The sequence below is a fragment of the Pseudomonas sp. 5Ae-yellow genome (assembly GCF_014077575.1).
GTDB classification, from domain to species: Bacteria; Pseudomonadota; Gammaproteobacteria; order Pseudomonadales; family Pseudomonadaceae; genus Halopseudomonas; species Halopseudomonas neustonica.
In genome coordinates this window covers 20987-40242 of record NZ_JACGWE010000027.1, presented here as the reverse complement: position 1 = coordinate 40242, position 19256 = coordinate 20987, and the positions used below count along the sequence as shown (strand labels likewise).

Below are 19256 nucleotides of genomic sequence, written 5' to 3'. Positions count from 1 at the left end.
ACTGTGGATCACGTGGGATGATGACCTGGTGGTTGTAGCCCTGAACCAGTACCTGGTCTTCGTGACCTTCCTGGAAGATGTTGCCGACGGAATCTTCGGTGAAGGTACCGGCGGTGATCAGGCCCTGCTTGGTGCCTTCGATAGTGAGATACGCGGGTGTTGGCATGGTGCTCTCCTTGCTTGAGATGAGGTGCCGGTGATGTCCGGCTGCCCATTAACAAACAAGAGCTGTGCCAACCGCATAAATTCGATACAAATCAAATAGTTAAATAGCACCCAAGGTCAGCCAAAAGGGCTTCTGTGACAGCGGTCACAGTGAATTGCGCAGAAAGCTGCGCACCACTGTGCAGGTTATTGCGCACCGGCCTGAGGGCCTTGGTTGCTGAGGGCTGGGGCGTAATGGGCGGCGGGGATTGGCGTGTGGGTTGCGCAAGTTTTTGCCAGTCATGTTGACTGACAACGCGCTAGGGTCAGCGGTTTTGCGCTCGCAGCTCGCGGGCTCGGCGGCGCTCCCCGGCGGCGGTAATAATGTCGCGCTGACGCGCATCGGTGGCGTTAGCCCACTCGAGTATTTCTTTCATCAGGCGGCCGCAACCCAGGCACTCGTCTGCGTCTAGGCAGCACTTGCGCACGCAGGGCGAGGCTTGCTGGCCGCGCTCGGTCACTCGGCGACCTCATCCAGCTCAAGCTCGACCTCATCGCCAGTCAACTCTTCAAGCACCTGAGACAGCACCTCGGAGAGCGAGCCCTCGCCGCTGTCGTGCTGCCAACCCTGATCGCCATGATAGCCAAAGTGCAAGGTGGTATTCGGCGTGGCCAGCCATAGCTCGCGGGAAGCGGGCTGGCGGCCCACAACCAGGCGTGTGCCGTCGGCCAGCACCAGCACCAGCGAGCCCTCCATGTGCTCCATTTCCAGATCAAGATCGCAGGCGTCAACCGCATGCTCGATCAAGTCCTGCACGTGATCTACCTGCTGGTGAAATTCCGCTTCGCTCACATCCTGCATGGGGTTCTCTCTTGTCTGTTGGCCACCGCATCTGGCTGCTGCAACGCCGCCGCTGAACGGCGGCTGATGCACCGAGCCGGGTGGCTGGGTATACTGCCGGATATTCTACCTGTAAGGAATCCAACATGAAGCATATCAGCGCACTCATCTTCGGCTTGCTGGTACTTGCTGGCTGCGGCCAGAAGGGCCCTCTTTATCTGCCAGAAGACACATCAGGCCAGCCGCCGACCCCGGCGCAGGAAGAACTGATCCAGGAACCGACCGAGAAGTGATGCAACAATGACCGCCTTTGATTATCGCCACGGCGAGCTACACGCCGAAGGCGTCGCATTATCTGCGATTGCCGCCGAGTACGACACCCCTTGCTTCGTTTACTCGCGGCAGGCCATTGAACAGGCCTATCAGGCCTGGGATTCGGCGCTACAGGGCGTGCCTCATTTGGTGTGCTTTGCCGTCAAGGCCAACTCCAATCTGGCCGTTCTGAACCTGCTGGCCCGTCAGGGCGCTGGCTTTGACATTGTGTCCGGTGGTGAGCTGGAACGTGTGTTGGCCGCCGGTGGCGAGCCTTCACGCATTGTGTTCTCTGGCCTGGGCAAAACCGCAGCAGAAATGCGCCGCGCGCTTGAGGTTGGCATTCATTGCTTCAACATCGAATCGACCGTCGAGCTGGAGCGCCTGCAATTGGTGGCCGCCGAGCTGAATATCAAGGCGCCGATCTCGCTGCGGGTCAACCCGGACGTGGATGCCAAGACGCACCCCTATATTTCTACCGGGCTGAAAGAGAACAAGTTTGGTATTGATATTGCCAATGCGCCAGCGGTCTACCGCCGCGCGGCCGAGCTGAGCCATATTGATATCTGCGGCGTGGACTGTCACATCGGCTCGCAGCTGACCGACGACACCCCGCTTATTGATGCGCTCAGGCGCCTGCTGGAGCTGATTGACGGCCTGGCAGAGGAAGGTATTCATATCCGTCACCTGGATTTGGGTGGCGGTTTGGGTGTGACCTACCGCGACGAGACGCCGCCCAGCCCCGGTGCTTACCTGGCCAAGGTGCGTGAGGCGCTGGCCGGTCGTGAGCTGACGCTGATGTTTGAGCCCGGCCGCTCTATCGTCGCCAACGCCGGGGTGATGCTGACCCGCGTCAACCTGCTGAAGCCGACCGAGCACAAGAACTTTGCGATCATCGACGGCGCCATGAATGATCTGATCCGTCCGGCACTCTATAGCGCCTGGATGGGTATCGACGCAGTCAAGCCGCGCAGCGACGCCGAGCTACTGAGCTGGGATATCGTCGGCCCGGTCTGTGAGACCGGTGATTTCCTCGGCAAGGACCGCGAACTGGCGCTGGCTGAAGGCGATCTATTGGCAGTGCGGTCTGCCGGTGCTTATGGCTTTGTCATGAGCTCCAACTACAACACCCGTCCGCGCGCCGCCGAAGTATTGGTCGACGGCGAGCACACCCATCTGGTGCGCCGCCGCGAAACGGTCGCCGAACTGATAGCCGGCGAGCGCCTGCTACCCGAGGACTGACATGCTGCTGCGATTCACCAAGATGCACGGGCTGGGCAACGACTTTATGGTTATTGACCTGGTCACTCAGCACGCGCAGCTGTTGCCCAAGCAGATCCGCCAGTGGAGCGACCGCCATACCGGTATCGGCTTTGACCAGTTGCTGGTGGTCGAGCCGCCAAGTTGCCCGGACGCGGACTTTCGCTACCGCATCTATAACGCTGACGGTAGTGAAGTGGAGCAGTGCGGCAACGGTGCGCGCTGCTTTGCCCGCTTTGTGCAGGACAAGCGCCTGACCGCCAAGAAGGTAATCCAGGTTGAAACCGCAGGCGGCCCCATCACCCTGCAAGTACGGCGGGATGGGCAGGTAACCGTAGATATGGGCGCGCCGCGCTTTACTCCAGCGGAGGTTCCCTTTATTGCCGAGCACGAGGCCGAGCAGTACGCCTTCGAGGTCGCGGGCGAGCAATTGATGGTCTCTGCAGTCTCCATGGGCAACCCGCACTGCGTAACCCTGGTGGACGAGATCAACAACGGCATGCTGGAACGCCTGGGCGCACTGATCGAGGCGCACCCGCGCTTTCCGCGCAAGGTCAATGCCGGCTTTATGCAGATAATTGACCCCGAACACGCCCGTTTACGGGTATTCGAGCGCGGCGTAGGGGAAACCCAGGCGTGCGGCACGGGCGCCTGCGCGGCAGCGGTCGCCGGTATCCGGCTGGGTCTGTTACGCTCCCCGGTACAAATTCAGCTACCCGGCGGCAACCTGCAAATCGAATGGGACGGCCCCGGCCAGCCCGTCATGATGACTGGCCCGGCAACCCGGGTCTACGAAGGACAGATACGCGTATGAGCGAGCAAAAGCGGCAGAGCAGCGACGACATTGATGCCGAACAGGTCGCCGATTACCTGCGGCGTCACCCGGCCTACTTCGCCGAACATGACGAGCTACTTACCGATCTGATCATTCCGCATCAACCGGGCCAGGCCGTATCGCTGGTTGAGCGTCAGGTAAAGTTACTGCGCGAGCGCAATATTGAAGTGCGCAATCGCCTGAACCAGCTGATGGATACCGCCCGCGAGAACGACCGGCTATTCGACAAGAGCCGTCGCCTGATCCTCAGCATGCTCGAAGCGCAGAGCCTGGAGCAGGTGATTGCCAGCCTGGAAGACAGTTTGCGCAATGACTTTCAGGTGCCTTTTGTCTGTCTGATTCTGTTTACCGAAGCTGACCGCTACAGCAACGCACATTGCGTCAGCCATGCGGCGGCCAAAGAGGCTATCGGTCACCTGCTCGACAACGGCAAACCGGTCAGCGGCGCGCTGCGCCCGGAAGAACTGAGCTTTCTGTTTGGCGAGTCCGCCGAAGAAGTAGCCTCTACCGCTTTTGCGCCCATCAGTCATGAGGGCCTGCATGGCGTACTAGCGCTCGGCAGCAAAGATTCACAGCAATACCGCAGCGCCACCGGCACCCTGTTTCTTGGCTACGTAGCCGATGCGCTGGCCCGTATTCTGTTGCGCCAACGTCCGCTGGCCGATGAAGCCCACGCCTGATACGCCCGGCACCTCCGAGGTGCCGGCGGTCGATCACGATGTAGACGCCTTTCTGCGCCACCTGCGCACCGAGCGTCAGTTGTCGCCCCGCACCCTGGAAGCCTATGCGCACGACTTGCAGCAGTTGGGTCTGTTCCGCCATGAACGCAAGCTCAGCAGCTGGGATCAGCTCAGCAGCGCGCAGTTACGCCACTATGTGGCGCAGCAGCATCAGCGCGGCATCTCACCGCGCAGCCTGCAACGCCAACTCAGCACCGTACGCAGTTTTTATCGCTATCTATTGCGCGAGCAGCGCTGCCAGATCAATCCGGCGCTGGACCTGCGCGCGCCCAAGGCGGGCAAGAAACTACCCAAAACCCTGGACGCAGACCTCGCCAGCCAGTTGCTCGATGACAATGGCGATCCGGACTGGCTGCAGGTACGGGATCAGGCGATGCTGGAGCTATTCTATTCGTCCGGTCTGCGCTTGTCGGAGCTGGCTGGACTCGACGTCGCCGATCTGGACATGCAACAAGGCGAGGTACGGGTGCTCGGCAAGGGTAATAAAACCCGCCTGCTGCCCGTGGGACGCATGGCACTAACGGCGCTGGAGGCCTGGCTCAAGGTCAGGCCAGCGCAGCAGGAGGCGGCACAACCGGTGTTTGTCAGCCAACGCGGCAGCCGCCTGACCACTCGCGCGATTCAGCTGCGGGTGCGGCGGCGCGGCGTCGAACGCATCGGCCAGCACCTGCATCCGCACATGCTCCGCCACTCCTTCGCCAGCCACATGCTCGAATCCTCCGGTGACCTGCGCGCGGTGCAGGAACTGCTCGGGCATGCTGATATCAGCACGACGCAAATTTATACCCATCTGGATTTCCAACATCTCGCGCAGGTCTACGACAAGGCCCATCCGCGCGCCAAACGCAAAGCAGATACCGAATGATTCAACTCGTCACCTTTGATCTCGACAACACCCTGTGGGAAACCGAATCGGTGGTCGTTGCCGCCGAGCAAGCGCTAATGCGCTGGCTGGAGAAAAACGCGCCTAAGTTTGCTCAGCAACTCGACGCCGACGCCCGCATGGCCCTACGTAGCGAAGTGCTGGAAGCTCAGCCCGAGCTGCGCCACCGCGTCACACCATTGCGTATTGCCGTGCTGGAGCTGGGCCTGCGCAAAGCGGGTTATTCCGCCGAGCAGGCCAGTGAACTGGCGGCCAAGGGCTTTACCGTATTTCTCGACGCGCGCCACAAGCTGGAGTACTTCCCGCATATGGAAATCGTGCTGGAGTTGCTGTCACGGCAGTACCAGCTGGCGAGCATTTCCAATGGCAACGCAGACGTGCGCAGGCTGGGGCTGGATCGTTTCTTCAAGATCATCGTTTCAGCCGACGATGTGGGCTTGAGCAAACCGGACCCCGCGCCCTTTCTCACCGCGCTGGAGGCGGCAGGTGTCGAGCCGGCACAGGCACTGCACATTGGCGATCATCCTGGCGATGACATCCAGGGCGCCTTGGATGTAGGCATGCACACGCTCTGGTTCAACCCGCAGGGCAAGGCCTGGCCACAGCAGCCGCGCGCCCATGGCGAGGTCCGCTGCCTGAGCGAAATACCGCCGTGGCTGAACCGTTACGTGAAATACGCTCGGCCCTGACGCGCAGGTGCCGCCGCTACTGAGCGGCGGCATAAAGGCCGCACAGCCGCCCGGAACTAGATAGGACGACTACCGTATTTGCTGTCCGGTTTCTTCGGCGGATCGGCGACCACGTTGGAGTCGATCTCCTGCACCTTGCCACCACGCGACAGAAACTCTTCCATCTGCCGCGCCAGCTCATCGCGCTCACGGTCCTTGGCTTCAACAGAAGGGCCTTCCAGCTCTTCCGCCGGTGCATTCTTCTTGCGCGGCTTGCTGGCGACTACCTCGCCATCAGCGTCATCATCATTGTCATCCGGCTGATCGTTGGCGGTGGTCTCTGCCACGCCTTCGTAATCATCGTCCATATCGTCACTCATGCCCCAACACCCTCCCAAGGGAAAACACGCTATATATAGCGCATTCAGATGATTTGGCTAGTACCCGCTGACAATTTTTTTATACCGAGGACCGCTGATTTACAGTTCCGCCCCTTCTGTCAGACGCGCCAATTGGTCCAGATCGGTCTGCACGCCTGAGGTTTCTCGGATACGCGAGAGTATCTGACGCTTGAGTTCAATGAAGTCCGGCTCCAGCTTCATGTCCTGATGACGCACCTTTGGCAAGGGCACCTCATAGATACTGTCGATACGCCCCGGCCTTGGCGCCATCAGCACGATACGGCTACCCAGATAGATGGCCTCTTCTACGTCATGGGTGACGAACAGGATGGTGCTTTTCTCCAGGCGATGCACATGGCGAATCAGGTCGTGCATCACTTCACGGGTCTGCGCGTCCAGCGCGCCGAAAGGCTCATCCATCAACAGAAAGTCCGGGCGGGGCATCAGTGCGCGGGCGATGGCTACACGTTGTTGCATGCCGCCGGATAACTGGCTGGGATAGGCTTCACTGAAGTCGCGGAGCCCCATCAGATTGAGCAGCGCATCGGCGCGGCCAGAGGCGGTTTCAACATCCGACTGGCTGTGTACGGTATCGGCAATCACCTTGAGCTGACGGCAGAACTTGATGTTCTGATTCACGTTCAGCCAGGGGTAGAGACTGTAATGCTGAAACACCATGGCGCGATCAACACCGGGGCCGTCTATCGGCTGATCGTGCAGCAGAATGTCGCCGCTGCTATGCGTCTCAAGGCCAGCCAGAATGCGCAACAGGGTAGACTTGCCACAACCGGATGCGCCGACAAAAGTGATGAACTCATTAGGCTCTACTTCAAGATTGACGTCACGCAGGGCCTCAATGCTCTGATCACGGGTCTCAAAGGTTTTGCCTACATTGCGAATACTGATACAGGAGTTGCTCATGGCTCACCTCTTCTGCCAATGAAATGCCCGACGCCCGATCCAGCGGAACGCCTGGTCGGTCAGCAGTCCGATCAAACCGATCAACAGGATGCCGGCAAAAATCTTGTCGGTGTGCATATAGCGCTGCGCGCGCAGAATCGCGTAACCCAGGCCGGAATTGGATGCGACCAGTTCGGCGACGACCAGGTAGGTCCAGGCCCAGCCGCAGGTGATGCGCAGCGTATCCAGCAAGGCCGGGCGCGCTGACGGCAGGACCACCAGACGGATGATTTCGGTACGCGATGCGCCCATGGTCTGCGCCGCTTCTATTTGCGCCATCGGCACCCGGCGAATGTCTTCAGCTGCCATCAGCACCATCTGAAAGAAGGTGCCAATAAAGATGATCAGAATCTTCGAGCCTTCACCAATCCCTACCCACAGCATGACCAGCGGGATAAAAGCGACCGCTGGCATATAGCGGATAAAGTCGATCAAGGGCTCCAGCGTCGCCTGGACCGGCTTGTAGGTACCCAGATACAAGCCCAGCGGCAAGGCAATCAAGGCCGAGATCAAAAAGCCAGCCATGACGCGATAAACACTGATGGTGATGTCGCCCCAGAGGCCGTCCTCCAGCCACCAGTTCCAGGTTCGCTCTGCGACGGCAATCGGTCCCGGCATGAACAGCGGATCATTCAGCCCCATGGCGGTGTAAAGCCACCAGATGAAAAAAGGCGCAATCAAACCGAGGGCCGTCAGTAAACCAGCGGTTCTGGGTGGCAATGAACCGCGCACCGTCCACCAGCGAGAGCGGCGCTTGCGCACCGGGGCAGCAGCCGGGGTTTCAGGTAATGGGGCTGGTGCGTTCATACCAGTATCTCCTTGTTCAAGTCCTGCAGACGGGGTAACGGCGCTCGGCGCCAGCCGTTCTCTGGGGGATATATACCGAGTGCGGCGACGGGTAACTCAGCCCAAGGCTGCGCATCAACCGGCAGCGGGAACAGGCTGCCGCTGGATGCCGACAAGGTGCTGTATAAAATCTGCCAGGGCTGCTCGCCGCCCTGAATGCGGCCGAAGGTCAGCTCGCAGCCCAGCAGCAGATCGACGTCACGTGCGCTTTCATGCTGCAGATAGTGCTGCAGCGAGAGCCGCCCGCTCAGCCGCAATGGCCGGTCAGCGGCAAACATAAAATAGTCCCCGGCGCGCAACAGACAGGCACGACGGCCAGTGCCATCAGCGCTGTGCAGCCAGGTTTGCTCAACCACGCCAACCGAGTCAGGCAAGCGCTGCCAGATCTCCAGATAGCTGTCGTCCAATGCGGTTTCGTGCACTTCATCGGCATTGATAAAGCGCATATTGCCGATATCAGTGCCGCTGTCGGGGTGAAAGTCGATTGCCCGGTGCCACTGACAGCGTGTCTCGGTGGCTTCCGTCAGACCGGCAAAGCCAGACAGGCGAATACGCTCACGCGGCAGCGTTGGGCAAGGATCGGGAATGCGCAGATCGGCGTGCAGATGCTCGCTCTGCAACCAAAACACCCTTGTTGTGGTGTCTTCTGAGCCATCGGCTAGGCGCAGTAGCGTACGCTGCCAGACCCCGTGATAACTGGCTGGAACCGGATTCATTGGTGATACTCCGGAAAACGTTTGAGGGTGCGCCAAAACGCCATGTCGTGATTTGGCCACAGGTCGGCACCGGTCTCGCCGGCGATCTGTTTGAGCTTGCGAATACTGTCCACCGCCATATCATCGCGATCGCGCCAGCACGTACCGGGGGCTATTTCGTCATCGAGATTTTCCTGCAGATCAGCGGCATCTCCCGCCAGAATCACTGGAGCCCCATGCGGTAGCTCGATCATCAGCGACATATGGCCGGCAGTATGGCCGGGGGTATTGATGGCCCGCAGGCCCGGCAGCAGGTCGTACTCTTCCTGCTGCAAGCGCCACCGCAGGTTGCCGGCAAAATCATCGGCAAAGTAGGCATCGTCCGCCGGCTCGCGGGCGGCCTCCAGCTCGGCTACATGCACGTGCACCTCGGCACCGCAGACATCACAAAGCCCACCGGCATGATCAAAATGCAGGTGACTGAGAAAGACCATGTCGATATCGGCGGTGGTCAGCCCCAATTTGGCCAGGTGAGCCTGCAAACGCTGCTCTTCACTCATCTGCGGCGGCCCCATAGGGAACGCCTCGGGGTCATACCAGCGAGCGCGCAGTGCCGGATCGGTGAGCTTGTTGTAATCACATCCCACGTCGAACAGCACACGCCCCTGCCGGGTCTCTATCAGAAAGGCCAAAATCGGCGCTTCAATCTGCACGCCCTGACCGCGACCGCGCGTGGAAATCGACTTGTCGTAGTGATGCGTTGCGGTCAGCAAAGGCCAGAGTTTTTGTACCTGTGTCATGCGGCCTCCCGCAGGCGCATCAGCAGCGCCTGACTGTCGCAGCACTCGCCAAAGATGCCGCCTTCCACCTCGATCATCGCCAGCGCCGCGGCGTGCAGATCGGCATGCGCCGAGCCACAGGCGTCGCGTACGGTCAGACAGTTGAAGCCGCGATCAATCGCGCTGCGCAGCGTGGAGCTGACACAGACCTCGGTGGTCACCCCGGTGATGATCAGACTGTCGATGCCACGCGTGCGCAGAATCAGCTCAAGATCGGTCGCGGCAAAAGCGCAATAACCGGGCTTGTCGATAACCGGCTCACCCGCGTGCGGCTGTAACTCGTTAATCAGGTCGTGGCCGTATTCACCACGCACCAGCAGCCGACCCAGAGGGCCGGCCGATCCTATGGGCGCGCCGCTGCGCTCGGAACGAATACGCTTCCAGGCTGGCAGGTCGGAGAGGTCCGGCCGATGCCCTTCACGGGTATGCACCACCAGCATGCCACTCGCCCTCGCCGCTGCCAGTAGCGCCTGCTGCGCCGCAATGGGCGCGCGCAGCCGCTGAATATCCAACCCCGCATGTTCGGCATAACCGCCCGGTGCGCAGAAGTCGCGCTGCATGTCGATCAGCAGCAAAGCAGCGCGTTCAGGTTGCAGCGCCAGCATGGTCAGGCCTCCAGCTTGAATTCATAGCGAACCGCAGCAGCAATACCGCTGACGATGTCATCCGCCATACGCGCGCCTTTCTCGGCGGTCGATCCCAGCGCCGAAGACAACACACCCGATGGCGGTACCCACTCTGTGCGCGTGGGATACATGTCGTAGGGCGGGAAGTCTGCTGGTGGATCGTTGGGAATCTGCTCCAGGCTGACCAAATGCGGCAGATAGTGCAGCATCAGCGAGGTCTCGATAACCGCCGCGTGCTCCAAGGCAAAACCGGGGAAACCGTCCGGAAAAATGTCTTCCAGCGTTTCTTCCTTGCAGAAGTCCCAGTGCTCCAGCCGCATCACTTCCAGCTCGCAACCGGCACCGAGCTCACGCTGTGCCAGCTGGATACCTTCAGTCACAAACCAGGTGTTCTCGTAATGCCCCAGCACCAGCACCAGACGCTTGACCCCATGGCGAGCGAACTCGCGTACTGCGTCCTGCACCAGGGCGATCAGGGTGGCGCCGTCGAGGCTGGTGGTGCCGCAAAAATGTTGGCCGCCACCGCACTTGGGCTGCGACTTGTAACCATAAGCCAATGCCGGGGCAACGATACCGCCAACCTGCGCGGCCACATCGGCACTCAGCGCGGTGGACAATAGCGCATCGGTGCCCAACGGCAGATGCGGGCCATGCTGTTCGGTCGCGCCGCAGGGTAAAAACACCACTGCGCCCTGCTCGACTCGTTGCTGGTATTCAACCCAGCTGATCTGGTCCATATGTACGCTTGCCATCAGGATGTACTCCTCGCTAATTCAGTCTTGGGTATCTGTTCCGGCCAGCCCGCCATCACCGCCGCCAGGGTAACCATGCCAGCGCCGATCCAGGTGCGCAGGCCAATGGGTTCATCATTCAGCCAGGCAACCGACAGCACCGCCGCTATCAGTTCGAATACCACCAGAACGGCGGCCTTGCTGGCCGGCAGGTGGGTCACGCCGTACTGCGCTGCCAGGGTCGCGAGCAACAGCCAGGCAATCGCAAACACCACGATCCATAACCAGACCTGCACCTCCAGCACTGGCATGCGCTCGGTGAACAGCAGGCAGGCAAGCCCGGCAAAGAGCGCGCTGCCAACAAAGGCCGCGACTGTCTTGCTGGTCATGGGTACCTGGTCGGCGGCGCGGGTAGCCAGGTTGTTCAGGGCGAAACCCAGCCCGGCACTAACCGCCAGCCAGTCGATCGCAGTCATGCTGTTGAAGGTGTTACGACCGACACCCAGGGTTACGCCGATGCCTATCAGCGCCAGCACCAGTGCAGTCAAGCGCAAGCCGGTGATGCGCTCACGCAGCAGCAACCAACCACCCAGCACACCCCAGACCGGCGCCAGATAGAACAACAGCATCACCCGAACCAGATCCTCTGCCAGCGACAGCGACGACAACAAGGACGCATTGGCCCAACCACCAAACAGGATGATGCCCAGCAGACCCCAGCGTTGCGGCCACCAGGCCGCGCGCTGCCGGTAGATCAGCGGCAACGCGAACAACGCAATCAAGCCGTAACTCGCCAGCACCATGGGCATACCGCTGATACCCTGCTCCGCAAACGCCTGCAGCGGCAGCCAACTGGTGCCCCACATGATGGTGGCGATAATCAGTATCCATTCGGGACGCAGCATCAGCCGCCCATCCAGGCACCGCCATTGGCACCCAACATCTGACCGGTAAAAAAGCTGGCCGCTGGCGACAATAGAAAGCACACCGCCGCGGCAATTTCATCAGGGCGGCCGAGCCGTCCGGCTGGAATCGCCAGCTCCTTAGCGATCCACTCCTCGCTCATATGCTCGACCGACACCATGGCCGTATCCACCGGCCCCGGCGCCACGCCGTTGACCCGAATGGCCGGGGCGAACTCGCGCGCCAGTGCTTTGGTCAAGCCGATCACGCCCGCCTTGGCCGTGCAGTAAGCAACGTAGTTTTCTCGGCCCAGATGCCCAAGCTCAGAGCTGATATTGACGATAGCGCCACGCCCTGCGGTGCTCATGCCTTCCAGCGCATGCCGACAGCAGCGATACACGCCATCCAGATCGACTGCCATGATTTGCCGCCAGTCAGCCTCGGACGTATCCAGAAAGGCTTGCTCCTGAATGATCCCCGCATTATTGACCAGGCCGTCGAGCGGGCCATTGGCGGTGATACAGGCAAACATTTCAGCGACCGCATCGGGATCACTGACATCTGCTTCGATGGCGATCGCACGACCGCCGGCAGAGACAATCTCGTCTACCAGCACCGCAGCGGCATCCGCCTGGCCCAGGTGGTTAATCCACACTTCGGCCCCGCGCCCCGCCAGCATTTGCGCGCAGGCGCGGCCAATACCGGTCGCCGCGCCTGTCACCAGCATCCGCTGGCCCTTGAAATCCTGGATACTCATCAGTGCATTACCTCACCCCGGCTAACCACCAGCGCTTGCCCGGTTATGGCCGCGGCGGCAGAGGAGCCAAGGAACAAAAATGTGCCGGCCAGATCAGCCGGCGTGAGCAGCTCGGGGATCGCTTGAGCCGATAAAATATGTTGCAGCTCATCGTCTTCACTGCGACCGCTTTGCTGCGCCATGCTGCGCAGTGACGCCATCGCGGCATCGGTACCGATCCAGCCCGGACACACCGCGTTCACACGAATACGCTGCGCCCCCAGTTCCCAGGCCAGCGAGCGGGTCAGACCAATCACGGCGTGTTTGCTGGCGACATAAGCCGAGAATCCGGCAACCGCACTCAGCCCCCAGATAGAGGACTGATTGATCACGCTGCTGCCCTCGGCAAGTAGTGGCAGCAGAGCGCGGGTCAGGCGCAGCATCGACACCACGTTATTGTCGAGCTGGGTCTGCCAGCGCTGATTGGCATCGGCACTGGCATCCAGTAATGGCGTCGGCTGCTCCATCCCCGCGTTGTTGACCAGCACCTGCACCTGCTCGCAGCGGTCAGCCAGCGCCAGGGCGTAGTCGCTGACCGCGGCATCATCGTTCAAATCAAGCGCGCTGCCCTGCACCGCCGTCACGCTGGCCAGCTCATCGACGACAGCGGCCAGCGCATCGCCATTGCGATCCAGCAGCTCCAGGCGAGCGCCCTGCGCTGCAAAAGCCTGGGCCAGGCCACGGCCGATGCCGCTGGCCGCGCCGCTGATCACCACTGTGCGGCCGCTATAGTCCAATGTCTGCATGCTCATACCGCCGTCAAAAAGGACACGCCGACCGCGCCGTAGAAGTTCTCGGCCCGCTTGGGTCCATCAACGAACTCGCCATAATCCTCACTCAGCACACGGCGCACCCGGTGACGATGAAAACTGCTCAGCAATTCATCCATCGGCACCACCTGGCGGTAGCCATCGCCATACAGCTCTGCGTGCAGTTTGGGCAGGCGATACCAGGGCGCTACCGGCTTTTCATGGTGCGCGTTGTGATACGCGAAGTTGAGCAGCAGCAGGTTCAGCGCCGGCCAGCGCAGCGACACCACGTTGCTGAAGGTATTGAGCTGCTCGTAAGCGCGATCACGCAGCTTGTCGGCGGGAATCTTGGCGTCTTCTTCCAGCACGGCGAAAGCGTCATAGGTGTGCTGGTAAGCGTCGGCGAAGCGCAGCACCGTGACCATGATCATCCAGGCCAGGCAATAGAGCACCAGCGCACTGAACGACAGCCAGCCCAGCAGGGCAAAGAGCGCGCTGCGCACCAGCAGCACCCTGAGTACCTTGCCGCGCCTGGCACGGTGCTTTTCGCTCTTGCTGATGAAAGGCAGCAGCACCACATAGAAATGCATGATCAGCTCGACTGCCGGGATGTACGCCCACTCCAGTGCCAAAATCAGCTTGCGCGTCCAGGCCGGCAAGCCATTGATGAACTCCTTGCTGTCGAAGGTAATGACATCGGCGCGGTCAACGTGATGACGCATGTGCTTGCGCCGCAGATCCTGAAAGTCGGCGTAGCAGCCGCCCGTCATCCAACTGAAGACTTCGCCCGCCCGCGCGTTGTGCGCCGGCTTGCTAAAAATGGTGCCATGAGCAAACTCATGGATCAGGTAGGCGCCGATCACCATCGCGTGCGCCAGCAATAACAGTCCGACCAGCTTGGCCAGCCAGTGCGGCGTCAACAGCAGACCTATGCCGGCGGCATAACCACCCACACTGTAGGCCATCGCGAGACTGTTCCAGACTCGGCCGTCGGCGTAACGGTAAAGCGGCTTGGACTTGGCTTGGGATGTAGACATGCTTCCTCCCGGAATACAGCGCAGTGGGCAGGTGCAGGGCACCTGCCCGGTTGATTACTGGGTCAGGTCGTTAACAAAGCTGGGGTCGAAGGTATCGGCAAAATCCGGTACTGCCGGAATCTGCTTGTTCTTCACCAGCAGGTCGGCGATAACCGCACCGCTACCATAGAAGGAGGTGGTTTCCTCGGACTCGACAAAGTTCTTACCCATCTCATCCAGCGGAATGTTGTAAACACCTTCCATCTGCTCCATGGCTTCGGCACCGGTCACGCCGAGTACCTTACCGATGATCTCGGCGGACTCTTCAGGGTGCGCCTGCATGTATTCAAGCCCCGCCTGGTAACCCTTGATCATTGCGCTGATGGCTTCGGGCTCGGCTTTGATCATGTCTTCGTCAAAAGCCAGCACGTCGGTAATCAGGCCCGGCGCGTCCTTGGAGGAATAAACCACATGGAATTTATCGCCACCGGCCATGCCCAGAATCTGCGACACGTTAGGCTCGTAGGTCACGCCAATCGGCAGGCTGCCGGAGGCCATGGCGCTGGGTATACCTTCTGGCGTCATGTTGACGGGCTGAATGTCCTTGTCCGTCATGTCATTGGTCTGCAGCGCATAAGCCAGCAAAAAGTCGGAGGGTGACAGCGGGTTGAAGCCAACCTGCTTGCCGCTAAAGTCAGCCACTGAGGCAATCGACTTTTCGGCAACAATGGCGTCACCGCCGTTGGAGAAGTCGATAGGCATCACGACGCGATGCTTCAGGCCCTTGGCGACGGAACCCACTACCTGGTCGTAGGTAAGCATGGCACCGTCCACGGCACCGCCGGCCATGGCCGAAGGTAGTAACGCCGGATCATTGAAGAACTGCAGCTCCACATCCAGACCAAACTGGTCGTAAAGGTCGAGTTTGTCGGCAACGTAGAAAGGACCATAACCGGCCCAGACAACAGTACCTATGGTCATGGAGTCAGCTGCTTGTGCAGCAACGGGAGATAGTGCGGCAGCGGCGGCCAGACTGGCGCCAGCCAGAGTCTTGCGGATAAAACTGAAACGTGAGGCGCTCATGGGTACAACTCCTACACAGTGAAAAAAAGGCACGGGGCGACGTCGTCATGACGGTCTCCCGGGCTTTTATCCCGCCGTGTAGTTCTCATTCCTTGAGAACCGGAAAACTCTCGGACCAGTCACCTGCATTGCAGGCCGGAACCCTAGTTCGCCTAGTTACCACTCCAGTGTGTGATGCGTCATGAGTCAATGACGACTCATCCCGTTTCACTGATTAACAATGCATTCTTGATGCCATCGAGCCATTAAAAAATAAATTTATTGCGTATCAAGGGCTTGAAGCCCATGAAAGAACTGGCCCGGCAGCAAACTCACACTTTCAGGGCGCTTGCATGCCCAAAAATAGAGCCGAGCACACCATTGCGGTGCGTCTACTCACCCTGCATTGTTGCCAATAGATGTCGGCTACTCGCGTGCACGCGATGCTCGCCCAGATAGATCCCCTGCCAGGTACCCATTGCCAAGCGCCCGCCGCTGATGGGAATGCTCAGCTGCACGCCCAGCAGACTGGATTTGATATGCGCGGTCATATCATCCGGGCCTTCATAGATATGCTTGAAGTAAGGCGCATCGTCCGGCACGGCGCGGCGAAAAAAGGCTTCGAAGTCTTCACGTACCAGTGGGTCGGCGTTCTCGTTCACCGTCAGCGAGGCAGAGGTGTGCTGTAACCAGAGGTGTAACACCCCGGTACGGATTGAATCCAGCTCCGGTAGCGCCGCGCGTATTTCCTGATCGATCAGGTGAAAACCGCGCGGGCGCGCCTTCAGACGAATCTCTTTCTGTAGCCACATCACACATCCTCCTGCTGAACCGGCCAAAAACGCAGACTAGCATGTGCCTAGGGCTGCCTGATTACATCTCCTGAGCGCGTTGCGCCTGCTCCGCCAAACGCAGGGTTTCATGCTGCTCCATGGCTAACAGATCCTGCATCAGCTCACGCCCGTCTGCGGTCTCGGCCCGCCCTTGCAAGTAGCGGTACAAATCCAGCGCATCGTTGTGCAGATTAAACACCTCGGCACACACCGCCTCGTAGCTCATACCGGCAAAACTGGTTTCAGTAGCCAGCGCACGGGTACGCTCATTATCGGTGAAATAGTCATACACCCAGCTGTCCAGCACGTTGATGTCGGCCTGCTCTTCAAAGCGCACGACCATTTGCTGCATACAGCGCTCGTGATCAGCCAAATACTGCAACAGCCAGCGCATGCGCTCAGCAGTGTCCGTTGCCAGCGCACCCGCCTCCAGGCACTTGGCCAACTGTCCGTGCAGGTGCTGCGTCCATTCAATCAACTCACGATAGGTTTCCGCTTTCATCAAGCCTCCTGCTGTTGTGTCTGAATTCAATCAATCATGCATGATTTTATCGGCGCTAATGCGCCCAGGTTCAGCGCAGGCTGTAACCGGCGATGTCCGGCATACCACTCAGCCTAGACCAAGCGACCTTACTTCAACCGACTGGCCCTAAGACGCAAGGCATTGCTGATCACGCTGACCGACGACAACGACATTGCGGCGGCGGCGATAATCGGCGACATCAACACGCCCATGAAGGGATACAGGATACCGGCCGCGACAGGCACACCTACCGCGTTATAGACGAAGGCAAAAAACAGGTTCTGTCGAATGTTGCGCATGGTCGCGCGTGACAGCTTGCGCGCCTCGACTATGCCCATGAGGTCACCGCGCAGCAGGGTGATACCGGCGCTTTCGATCGCCACATCAGTGCCTGTGCCCATGGCGACACCCACATCAGCGGTCGCCAGCGCAGGTGCATCATTCACGCCATCGCCCGCCATCAATACCACCTTGCCCTGATCGCGCAGCTGTTGCACTACCCGGCCCTTGTCCTCTGGCAGCACCTCGGCCTCAACGCGATCTATGCCCAGGCTACGCGCGACCGCTTGCGCTGAAGTGTGATTGTCCCCGGTCAACATCACCACCTCGATGCCGTCATCCTGCAACGCCTTGATTGCGTCGGCCGTGGTCTCTTTGATCGGATCGGCAATCGCAATCAGCCCCGCAAGCTGCCCATCCACAGCGGCAAAAATAACTGTAGCGCCACCATGACGCAGCTCGTCGGCCTGATCGCGGTAGGCGGTCACGTCAACCTGAAGCTCCTGCATCAGCAGCGTATTACCGAGCGCCACCTGCTGCCCTTCAACCTGACCCACCACGCCTTTGCCGTTGGGTGAGTCGAACTCTGTGGCGTCGCTGAGTTGCAGCTCCCGCTCCCGGGCCTTCTCAACAATGGCGCTGGCCAGCGGATGCTCGCTGCCCCGTTCCAGTCCGGCAGCCAAGCGCAGCAGTTGCGCCTCTTCAAAGCCGTCAGCTGGCCGGATCGCGGTCACGCTGGGCTTGCCTTCGGTCAGCGTGCCGGTCTTGTCGACCACCACAGTGTCGACCTTTTCCAACCGTTCGAGCGCTTCGGCATCACGAATCAGGATGCCGTTCTGCGCGCCACGTCCCACGCCGACCATAATCGACATCGGCGTAGCCAGCCCCAAGGCACAGGGGCAGGCAATAATCAGCACACTCACTGCGGCGATCAAGCCATAGGCCATCGCCGGTTCCGGCCCCCAGATAGACCAGGCAATAAACGCGACCAACGCCACCAGCACCACGGCCGGGACAAAGTAACCCGCCACCCGGTCGGCCAGCCCCTGGATCGGCGCTCGGCTGCGCTGCGCGCTGGAGACCATCTGAACAATCTGCGCCAGCATAGTATCGCGGCCGATCTTGTCGGCCCGCATGACAAAAGAGCCCTGACCGTTGATGCTGCCGCCCACCACCTGATCACCCACTGTCCGACTCGCGGCCAGCGGCTCGCCGGTCACCATGGATTCGTCGATGTTTGAGCGCCCCTCCAGAATCTCGCCATCCAGCGGCACCTTGTCGCCGGGGCGCACGCGCAAACGGTCACCCACAGCTACCTGGTCGAGCGGCACTTCCTGCTCATCACCCTGCGCATCCAGACGGCGCGCCGTTGCCGGTGCCAGATCCAACAGCGCCCGAATCGAGCCCGAGGTCTTCTCGCGTGCGCGCAATTCCAATACCTGACCCAGCAACACCAGCACTATGACCACGGCTGCCGCTTCAAAGTAAACGGCAACCGAGCCGTCAGCCTGACGAAACGCCAGTGGAAACACCTCCGGTATCAGCGTGGCCACCACACTGAACACCCAGGCCGTACCCGTACCGATAGCAATCAAGGTAAACATGTTGAGATTGCGCGAGCGCAGCGAGCGCCAGCCGCGCACAAAGAATGGCCAACCGGCCCAGAGCACCACCGGCGTTGCCAGAACCAGCTGTACCCAGTTGGACAATTGCGGCGCCATGAGCTGATGCCAGCCAAAGATATGGCCGCCCATTTCCATCAAAAAAACCGGTAGCGCGAATACCAGCCCCAGCCAGAACCGGCGCTGCATGTCTTGCAGCTCGGCGGAGGGTCCTGTGTCTGCAGTGACCTCCTCCGGTTCCAGCGCCATGCCGCAGATCGGGCAATCTCCGGGGCCGTCCTGCCGTACCTCGGGATGCATCGGACAGGTAAAGATGGCACCCGGCGGTGCCGATTCCGCCTGCGCAGAGCCTGTGCCTGGCGCAAGATAACGCTGCGGATCAGCCAGAAATTTCTGTCGGCACCCGGCGGAACAGAAGTACCAGGTTTTGTCCGCATGCTCGGCGTGATGCTCGGTTTTGTCTGGGTCTACGGTCATCCCGCAGACGGGATCCTTTACTGATCCAGAGGATTCGTCATGGTGGCAACAACTGTGTTCAGCAGACATTCCAGCGCCCCTTTTTCCAATTCGCTAACACCTTGGCGGCTAAACCGGCAAAGCGTGCTCCCAGTGAGAGAAGGTGGTCAGCCATCGACCTTCAACTTTCCGCGTACCCGGCAAACCGTTGCAAAACCTGTCCGCCAGCTACCCAC

Annotated in this window: 24 protein-coding genes and 1 riboswitch; of the genes, 6 read left to right on the top strand and 18 right to left on the bottom strand. The window is 60.3% G+C overall.

Annotation, left to right across the window (positions count from 1 at the left end; translation table 11 throughout):
- The 3 genes from tssD to cyaY all read right to left on the bottom strand — a co-directional run.
- The coding region (gene tssD, locus H4J77_RS14555) for a type VI secretion system tube protein TssD (RefSeq protein ID WP_182249151.1) at positions 1-166 on the bottom strand (166 nt) is incomplete at its 3' end.
- A 304-nt stretch (positions 167-470) separates the two neighbouring features.
- Positions 471-665: a DUF1289 domain-containing protein gene (locus tag H4J77_RS14550; protein ID WP_123891268.1), complete on the bottom strand. Its 195-nt coding sequence runs from the start codon at positions 663-665 to the stop codon at positions 471-473.
- Entirely contained in the window at positions 662-1006 is a 345-nt protein-coding gene (gene cyaY / locus H4J77_RS14545) for an iron donor protein CyaY (RefSeq protein ID WP_182249149.1), read from the bottom strand. Before cyaY ends, H4J77_RS14550 begins: the two co-directional genes overlap by 4 nt.
- A gap of 125 nt (positions 1007-1131) precedes the next feature.
- Between cyaY and H4J77_RS14540 the strand changes: the two genes are divergently transcribed.
- Genes H4J77_RS14540 through H4J77_RS14515 form a run of 6 tightly spaced genes read left to right on the top strand, consistent with a single transcriptional unit; the run spans position 1132 to position 5704 of the window.
- Positions 1132-1278 (top strand): LPS translocon maturation chaperone LptM, encoded by a 147-nt coding sequence (locus H4J77_RS14540; protein WP_123891266.1) that lies wholly within the window; start codon positions 1132-1134, stop codon positions 1276-1278.
- Between the two features lie 7 nt (positions 1279-1285).
- Complete coding sequence (gene lysA, locus H4J77_RS14535; RefSeq protein ID WP_182249147.1) at positions 1286-2539, top strand: diaminopimelate decarboxylase; 1254 nt, start codon at positions 1286-1288, stop codon at positions 2537-2539.
- 1 nt (position 2540) lies between these two features.
- Positions 2541-3371 (top strand): diaminopimelate epimerase, encoded by an 831-nt coding sequence (gene dapF / locus H4J77_RS14530; protein ID WP_182249145.1) that lies wholly within the window; start codon positions 2541-2543, stop codon positions 3369-3371.
- The gene (locus H4J77_RS14525; protein ID WP_182249143.1) at positions 3368-4072 is read left to right on the top strand and encodes a DUF484 family protein; all 705 of its coding nucleotides are present in this window, start codon (positions 3368-3370) and stop codon (positions 4070-4072) included. The genes dapF and H4J77_RS14525 overlap by 4 nt, the downstream gene beginning before the upstream one ends.
- A complete protein-coding gene (gene xerC, locus H4J77_RS14520; protein ID WP_182249141.1) occupies positions 4056-4997 on the top strand; it encodes a tyrosine recombinase XerC in 942 nt (313 codons plus the stop codon). The genes H4J77_RS14525 and xerC overlap by 17 nt, the downstream gene beginning before the upstream one ends.
- Positions 4994-5704 carry an HAD family hydrolase gene (locus tag H4J77_RS14515; RefSeq protein ID WP_182249139.1) on the top strand — a complete coding sequence of 237 codons (711 nt, stop codon included), beginning with the start codon at positions 4994-4996 and terminating at the stop codon, positions 5702-5704. Before xerC ends, H4J77_RS14515 begins: the two co-directional genes overlap by 4 nt.
- A gap of 56 nt (positions 5705-5760) precedes the next feature.
- On the opposite strand, the gene H4J77_RS14510 is transcribed toward H4J77_RS14515, so the two are convergent.
- From H4J77_RS14510 to H4J77_RS14440, 15 genes are all read right to left on the bottom strand, one after another.
- The gene (locus H4J77_RS14510) at positions 5761-6063 is read right to left on the bottom strand and encodes a hypothetical protein (protein WP_182249137.1); all 303 of its coding nucleotides are present in this window, start codon (positions 6061-6063) and stop codon (positions 5761-5763) included.
- A gap of 99 nt (positions 6064-6162) precedes the next feature.
- On the bottom strand, positions 6163-7005 hold the full coding sequence (locus H4J77_RS14505) for an ABC transporter ATP-binding protein (RefSeq protein WP_123891259.1): 843 nt from the start codon (positions 7003-7005) through the stop codon (positions 6163-6165).
- Positions 7006-7008: 3 nt separating this feature from the next.
- Positions 7009-7851 (bottom strand): ABC transporter permease, encoded by an 843-nt coding sequence (locus H4J77_RS14500; RefSeq protein WP_123891258.1) that lies wholly within the window; start codon positions 7849-7851, stop codon positions 7009-7011.
- The gene (locus H4J77_RS14495) at positions 7848-8606 is read right to left on the bottom strand and encodes a hypothetical protein (RefSeq protein ID WP_182249135.1); all 759 of its coding nucleotides are present in this window, start codon (positions 8604-8606) and stop codon (positions 7848-7850) included. Before H4J77_RS14495 ends, H4J77_RS14500 begins: the two co-directional genes overlap by 4 nt.
- On the bottom strand, positions 8603-9385 hold the full coding sequence (locus H4J77_RS14490; protein WP_123891256.1) for an N-acyl homoserine lactonase family protein: 783 nt from the start codon (positions 9383-9385) through the stop codon (positions 8603-8605). Before H4J77_RS14490 ends, H4J77_RS14495 begins: the two co-directional genes overlap by 4 nt.
- Complete coding sequence (locus H4J77_RS14485; RefSeq protein ID WP_182249133.1) at positions 9382-10029, bottom strand: cysteine hydrolase family protein; 648 nt, start codon at positions 10027-10029, stop codon at positions 9382-9384. The genes H4J77_RS14490 and H4J77_RS14485 overlap by 4 nt, the downstream gene beginning before the upstream one ends.
- A 2-nt stretch (positions 10030-10031) precedes the next feature.
- The gene (locus tag H4J77_RS14480; protein WP_123891254.1) at positions 10032-10802 is read right to left on the bottom strand and encodes a creatininase; all 771 of its coding nucleotides are present in this window, start codon (positions 10800-10802) and stop codon (positions 10032-10034) included.
- Positions 10802-11686 carry a DMT family transporter gene (locus H4J77_RS14475; protein ID WP_182249131.1) on the bottom strand — a complete coding sequence of 295 codons (885 nt, stop codon included), beginning with the start codon at positions 11684-11686 and terminating at the stop codon, positions 10802-10804. The genes H4J77_RS14480 and H4J77_RS14475 overlap by 1 nt, the downstream gene beginning before the upstream one ends.
- On the bottom strand, positions 11686-12441 hold the full coding sequence (locus H4J77_RS14470) for an SDR family NAD(P)-dependent oxidoreductase (protein ID WP_182249129.1): 756 nt from the start codon (positions 12439-12441) through the stop codon (positions 11686-11688). The genes H4J77_RS14475 and H4J77_RS14470 overlap by 1 nt, the downstream gene beginning before the upstream one ends.
- The gene (locus H4J77_RS14465) at positions 12441-13226 is read right to left on the bottom strand and encodes an SDR family NAD(P)-dependent oxidoreductase (protein ID WP_182249126.1); all 786 of its coding nucleotides are present in this window, start codon (positions 13224-13226) and stop codon (positions 12441-12443) included. The genes H4J77_RS14470 and H4J77_RS14465 overlap by 1 nt, the downstream gene beginning before the upstream one ends.
- Before the next feature lie 2 nt (positions 13227-13228).
- Complete coding sequence (locus H4J77_RS14460) at positions 13229-14266, bottom strand: fatty acid desaturase (protein ID WP_123891250.1); 1038 nt, start codon at positions 14264-14266, stop codon at positions 13229-13231.
- Between the two features lie 54 nt (positions 14267-14320).
- Positions 14321-15328 (bottom strand): ABC transporter substrate-binding protein, encoded by a 1008-nt coding sequence (locus tag H4J77_RS14455; RefSeq protein WP_182249125.1) that lies wholly within the window; start codon positions 15326-15328, stop codon positions 14321-14323.
- Between the two features lie 53 nt (positions 15329-15381).
- A riboswitch (guanidine-I (ykkC/yxkD leader) is annotated at positions 15382-15486 on the bottom strand.
- A gap of 213 nt (positions 15487-15699) precedes the next feature.
- Positions 15700-16119 carry a secondary thiamine-phosphate synthase enzyme YjbQ gene (locus H4J77_RS14450; protein ID WP_182249123.1) on the bottom strand — a complete coding sequence of 140 codons (420 nt, stop codon included), beginning with the start codon at positions 16117-16119 and terminating at the stop codon, positions 15700-15702.
- 61 nt (positions 16120-16180) lie between these two features.
- A complete protein-coding gene (locus tag H4J77_RS19780) occupies positions 16181-16642 on the bottom strand; it encodes a hypothetical protein (RefSeq protein ID WP_220469373.1) in 462 nt (153 codons plus the stop codon).
- A gap of 128 nt (positions 16643-16770) precedes the next feature.
- Positions 16771-19110, bottom strand: a complete 2340-nt coding sequence (locus tag H4J77_RS14440; RefSeq protein WP_182249121.1) for a heavy metal translocating P-type ATPase — start codon at positions 19108-19110, stop codon at positions 16771-16773.
- Positions 19111-19256 lie beyond the last annotated feature (146 nt).

Bases quoted from the DNA above. Each gene is read 5' to 3' on its own strand.
- H4J77_RS14505 (WP_123891259.1), bottom strand. From the start codon at position 7,005: ATGAGCAACTCCTGTATCAGTATTCGCAATGTAGGCAAAACCTTTGAG.
- H4J77_RS14490 (WP_123891256.1), bottom strand. From the start codon at position 9,385: ATGACACAGGTACAAAAACTCTGGCCTTTGCTGACCGCAACGCATCAC.
- cyaY (WP_182249149.1), bottom strand. From the start codon at position 1,006: ATGCAGGATGTGAGCGAAGCGGAATTTCACCAGCAGGTAGATCACGTG.
- H4J77_RS14485 (WP_182249133.1), bottom strand. From the start codon at position 10,029: ATGCTGGCGCTGCAACCTGAACGCGCTGCTTTGCTGCTGATCGACATG.
- H4J77_RS14540 (WP_123891266.1), top strand. From the start codon at position 1,132: ATGAAGCATATCAGCGCACTCATCTTCGGCTTGCTGGTACTTGCTGGC.
- H4J77_RS14475 (WP_182249131.1), bottom strand. From the start codon at position 11,686: ATGCTGCGTCCCGAATGGATACTGATTATCGCCACCATCATGTGGGGC.
- lysA (WP_182249147.1), top strand. From the start codon at position 1,286: ATGACCGCCTTTGATTATCGCCACGGCGAGCTACACGCCGAAGGCGTC.
- dapF (WP_182249145.1), top strand. From the start codon at position 2,541: ATGCTGCTGCGATTCACCAAGATGCACGGGCTGGGCAACGACTTTATG.
- H4J77_RS14450 (WP_182249123.1), bottom strand. From the start codon at position 16,119: ATGTGGCTACAGAAAGAGATTCGTCTGAAGGCGCGCCCGCGCGGTTTT.
- xerC (WP_182249141.1), top strand. From the start codon at position 4,056: ATGAAGCCCACGCCTGATACGCCCGGCACCTCCGAGGTGCCGGCGGTC.
- H4J77_RS14495 (WP_182249135.1), bottom strand. From the start codon at position 8,606: ATGAATCCGGTTCCAGCCAGTTATCACGGGGTCTGGCAGCGTACGCTA.
- H4J77_RS14465 (WP_182249126.1), bottom strand. From the start codon at position 13,226: ATGCAGACATTGGACTATAGCGGCCGCACAGTGGTGATCAGCGGCGCG.
- H4J77_RS14440 (WP_182249121.1), bottom strand. From the start codon at position 19,110: ATGTCTGCTGAACACAGTTGTTGCCACCATGACGAATCCTCTGGATCA.
- H4J77_RS14480 (WP_123891254.1), bottom strand. From the start codon at position 10,802: ATGGCAAGCGTACATATGGACCAGATCAGCTGGGTTGAATACCAGCAA.
- H4J77_RS14510 (WP_182249137.1), bottom strand. From the start codon at position 6,063: ATGAGTGACGATATGGACGATGATTACGAAGGCGTGGCAGAGACCACC.
- H4J77_RS14470 (WP_182249129.1), bottom strand. From the start codon at position 12,441: ATGAGTATCCAGGATTTCAAGGGCCAGCGGATGCTGGTGACAGGCGCG.
- H4J77_RS14500 (WP_123891258.1), bottom strand. From the start codon at position 7,851: ATGAACGCACCAGCCCCATTACCTGAAACCCCGGCTGCTGCCCCGGTG.
- H4J77_RS14460 (WP_123891250.1), bottom strand. From the start codon at position 14,266: ATGTCTACATCCCAAGCCAAGTCCAAGCCGCTTTACCGTTACGCCGAC.
- H4J77_RS14515 (WP_182249139.1), top strand. From the start codon at position 4,994: ATGATTCAACTCGTCACCTTTGATCTCGACAACACCCTGTGGGAAACC.
- H4J77_RS19780 (WP_220469373.1), bottom strand. From the start codon at position 16,642: ATGAAAGCGGAAACCTATCGTGAGTTGATTGAATGGACGCAGCACCTG.
- H4J77_RS14525 (WP_182249143.1), top strand. From the start codon at position 3,368: ATGAGCGAGCAAAAGCGGCAGAGCAGCGACGACATTGATGCCGAACAG.
- H4J77_RS14455 (WP_182249125.1), bottom strand. From the start codon at position 15,328: ATGAGCGCCTCACGTTTCAGTTTTATCCGCAAGACTCTGGCTGGCGCC.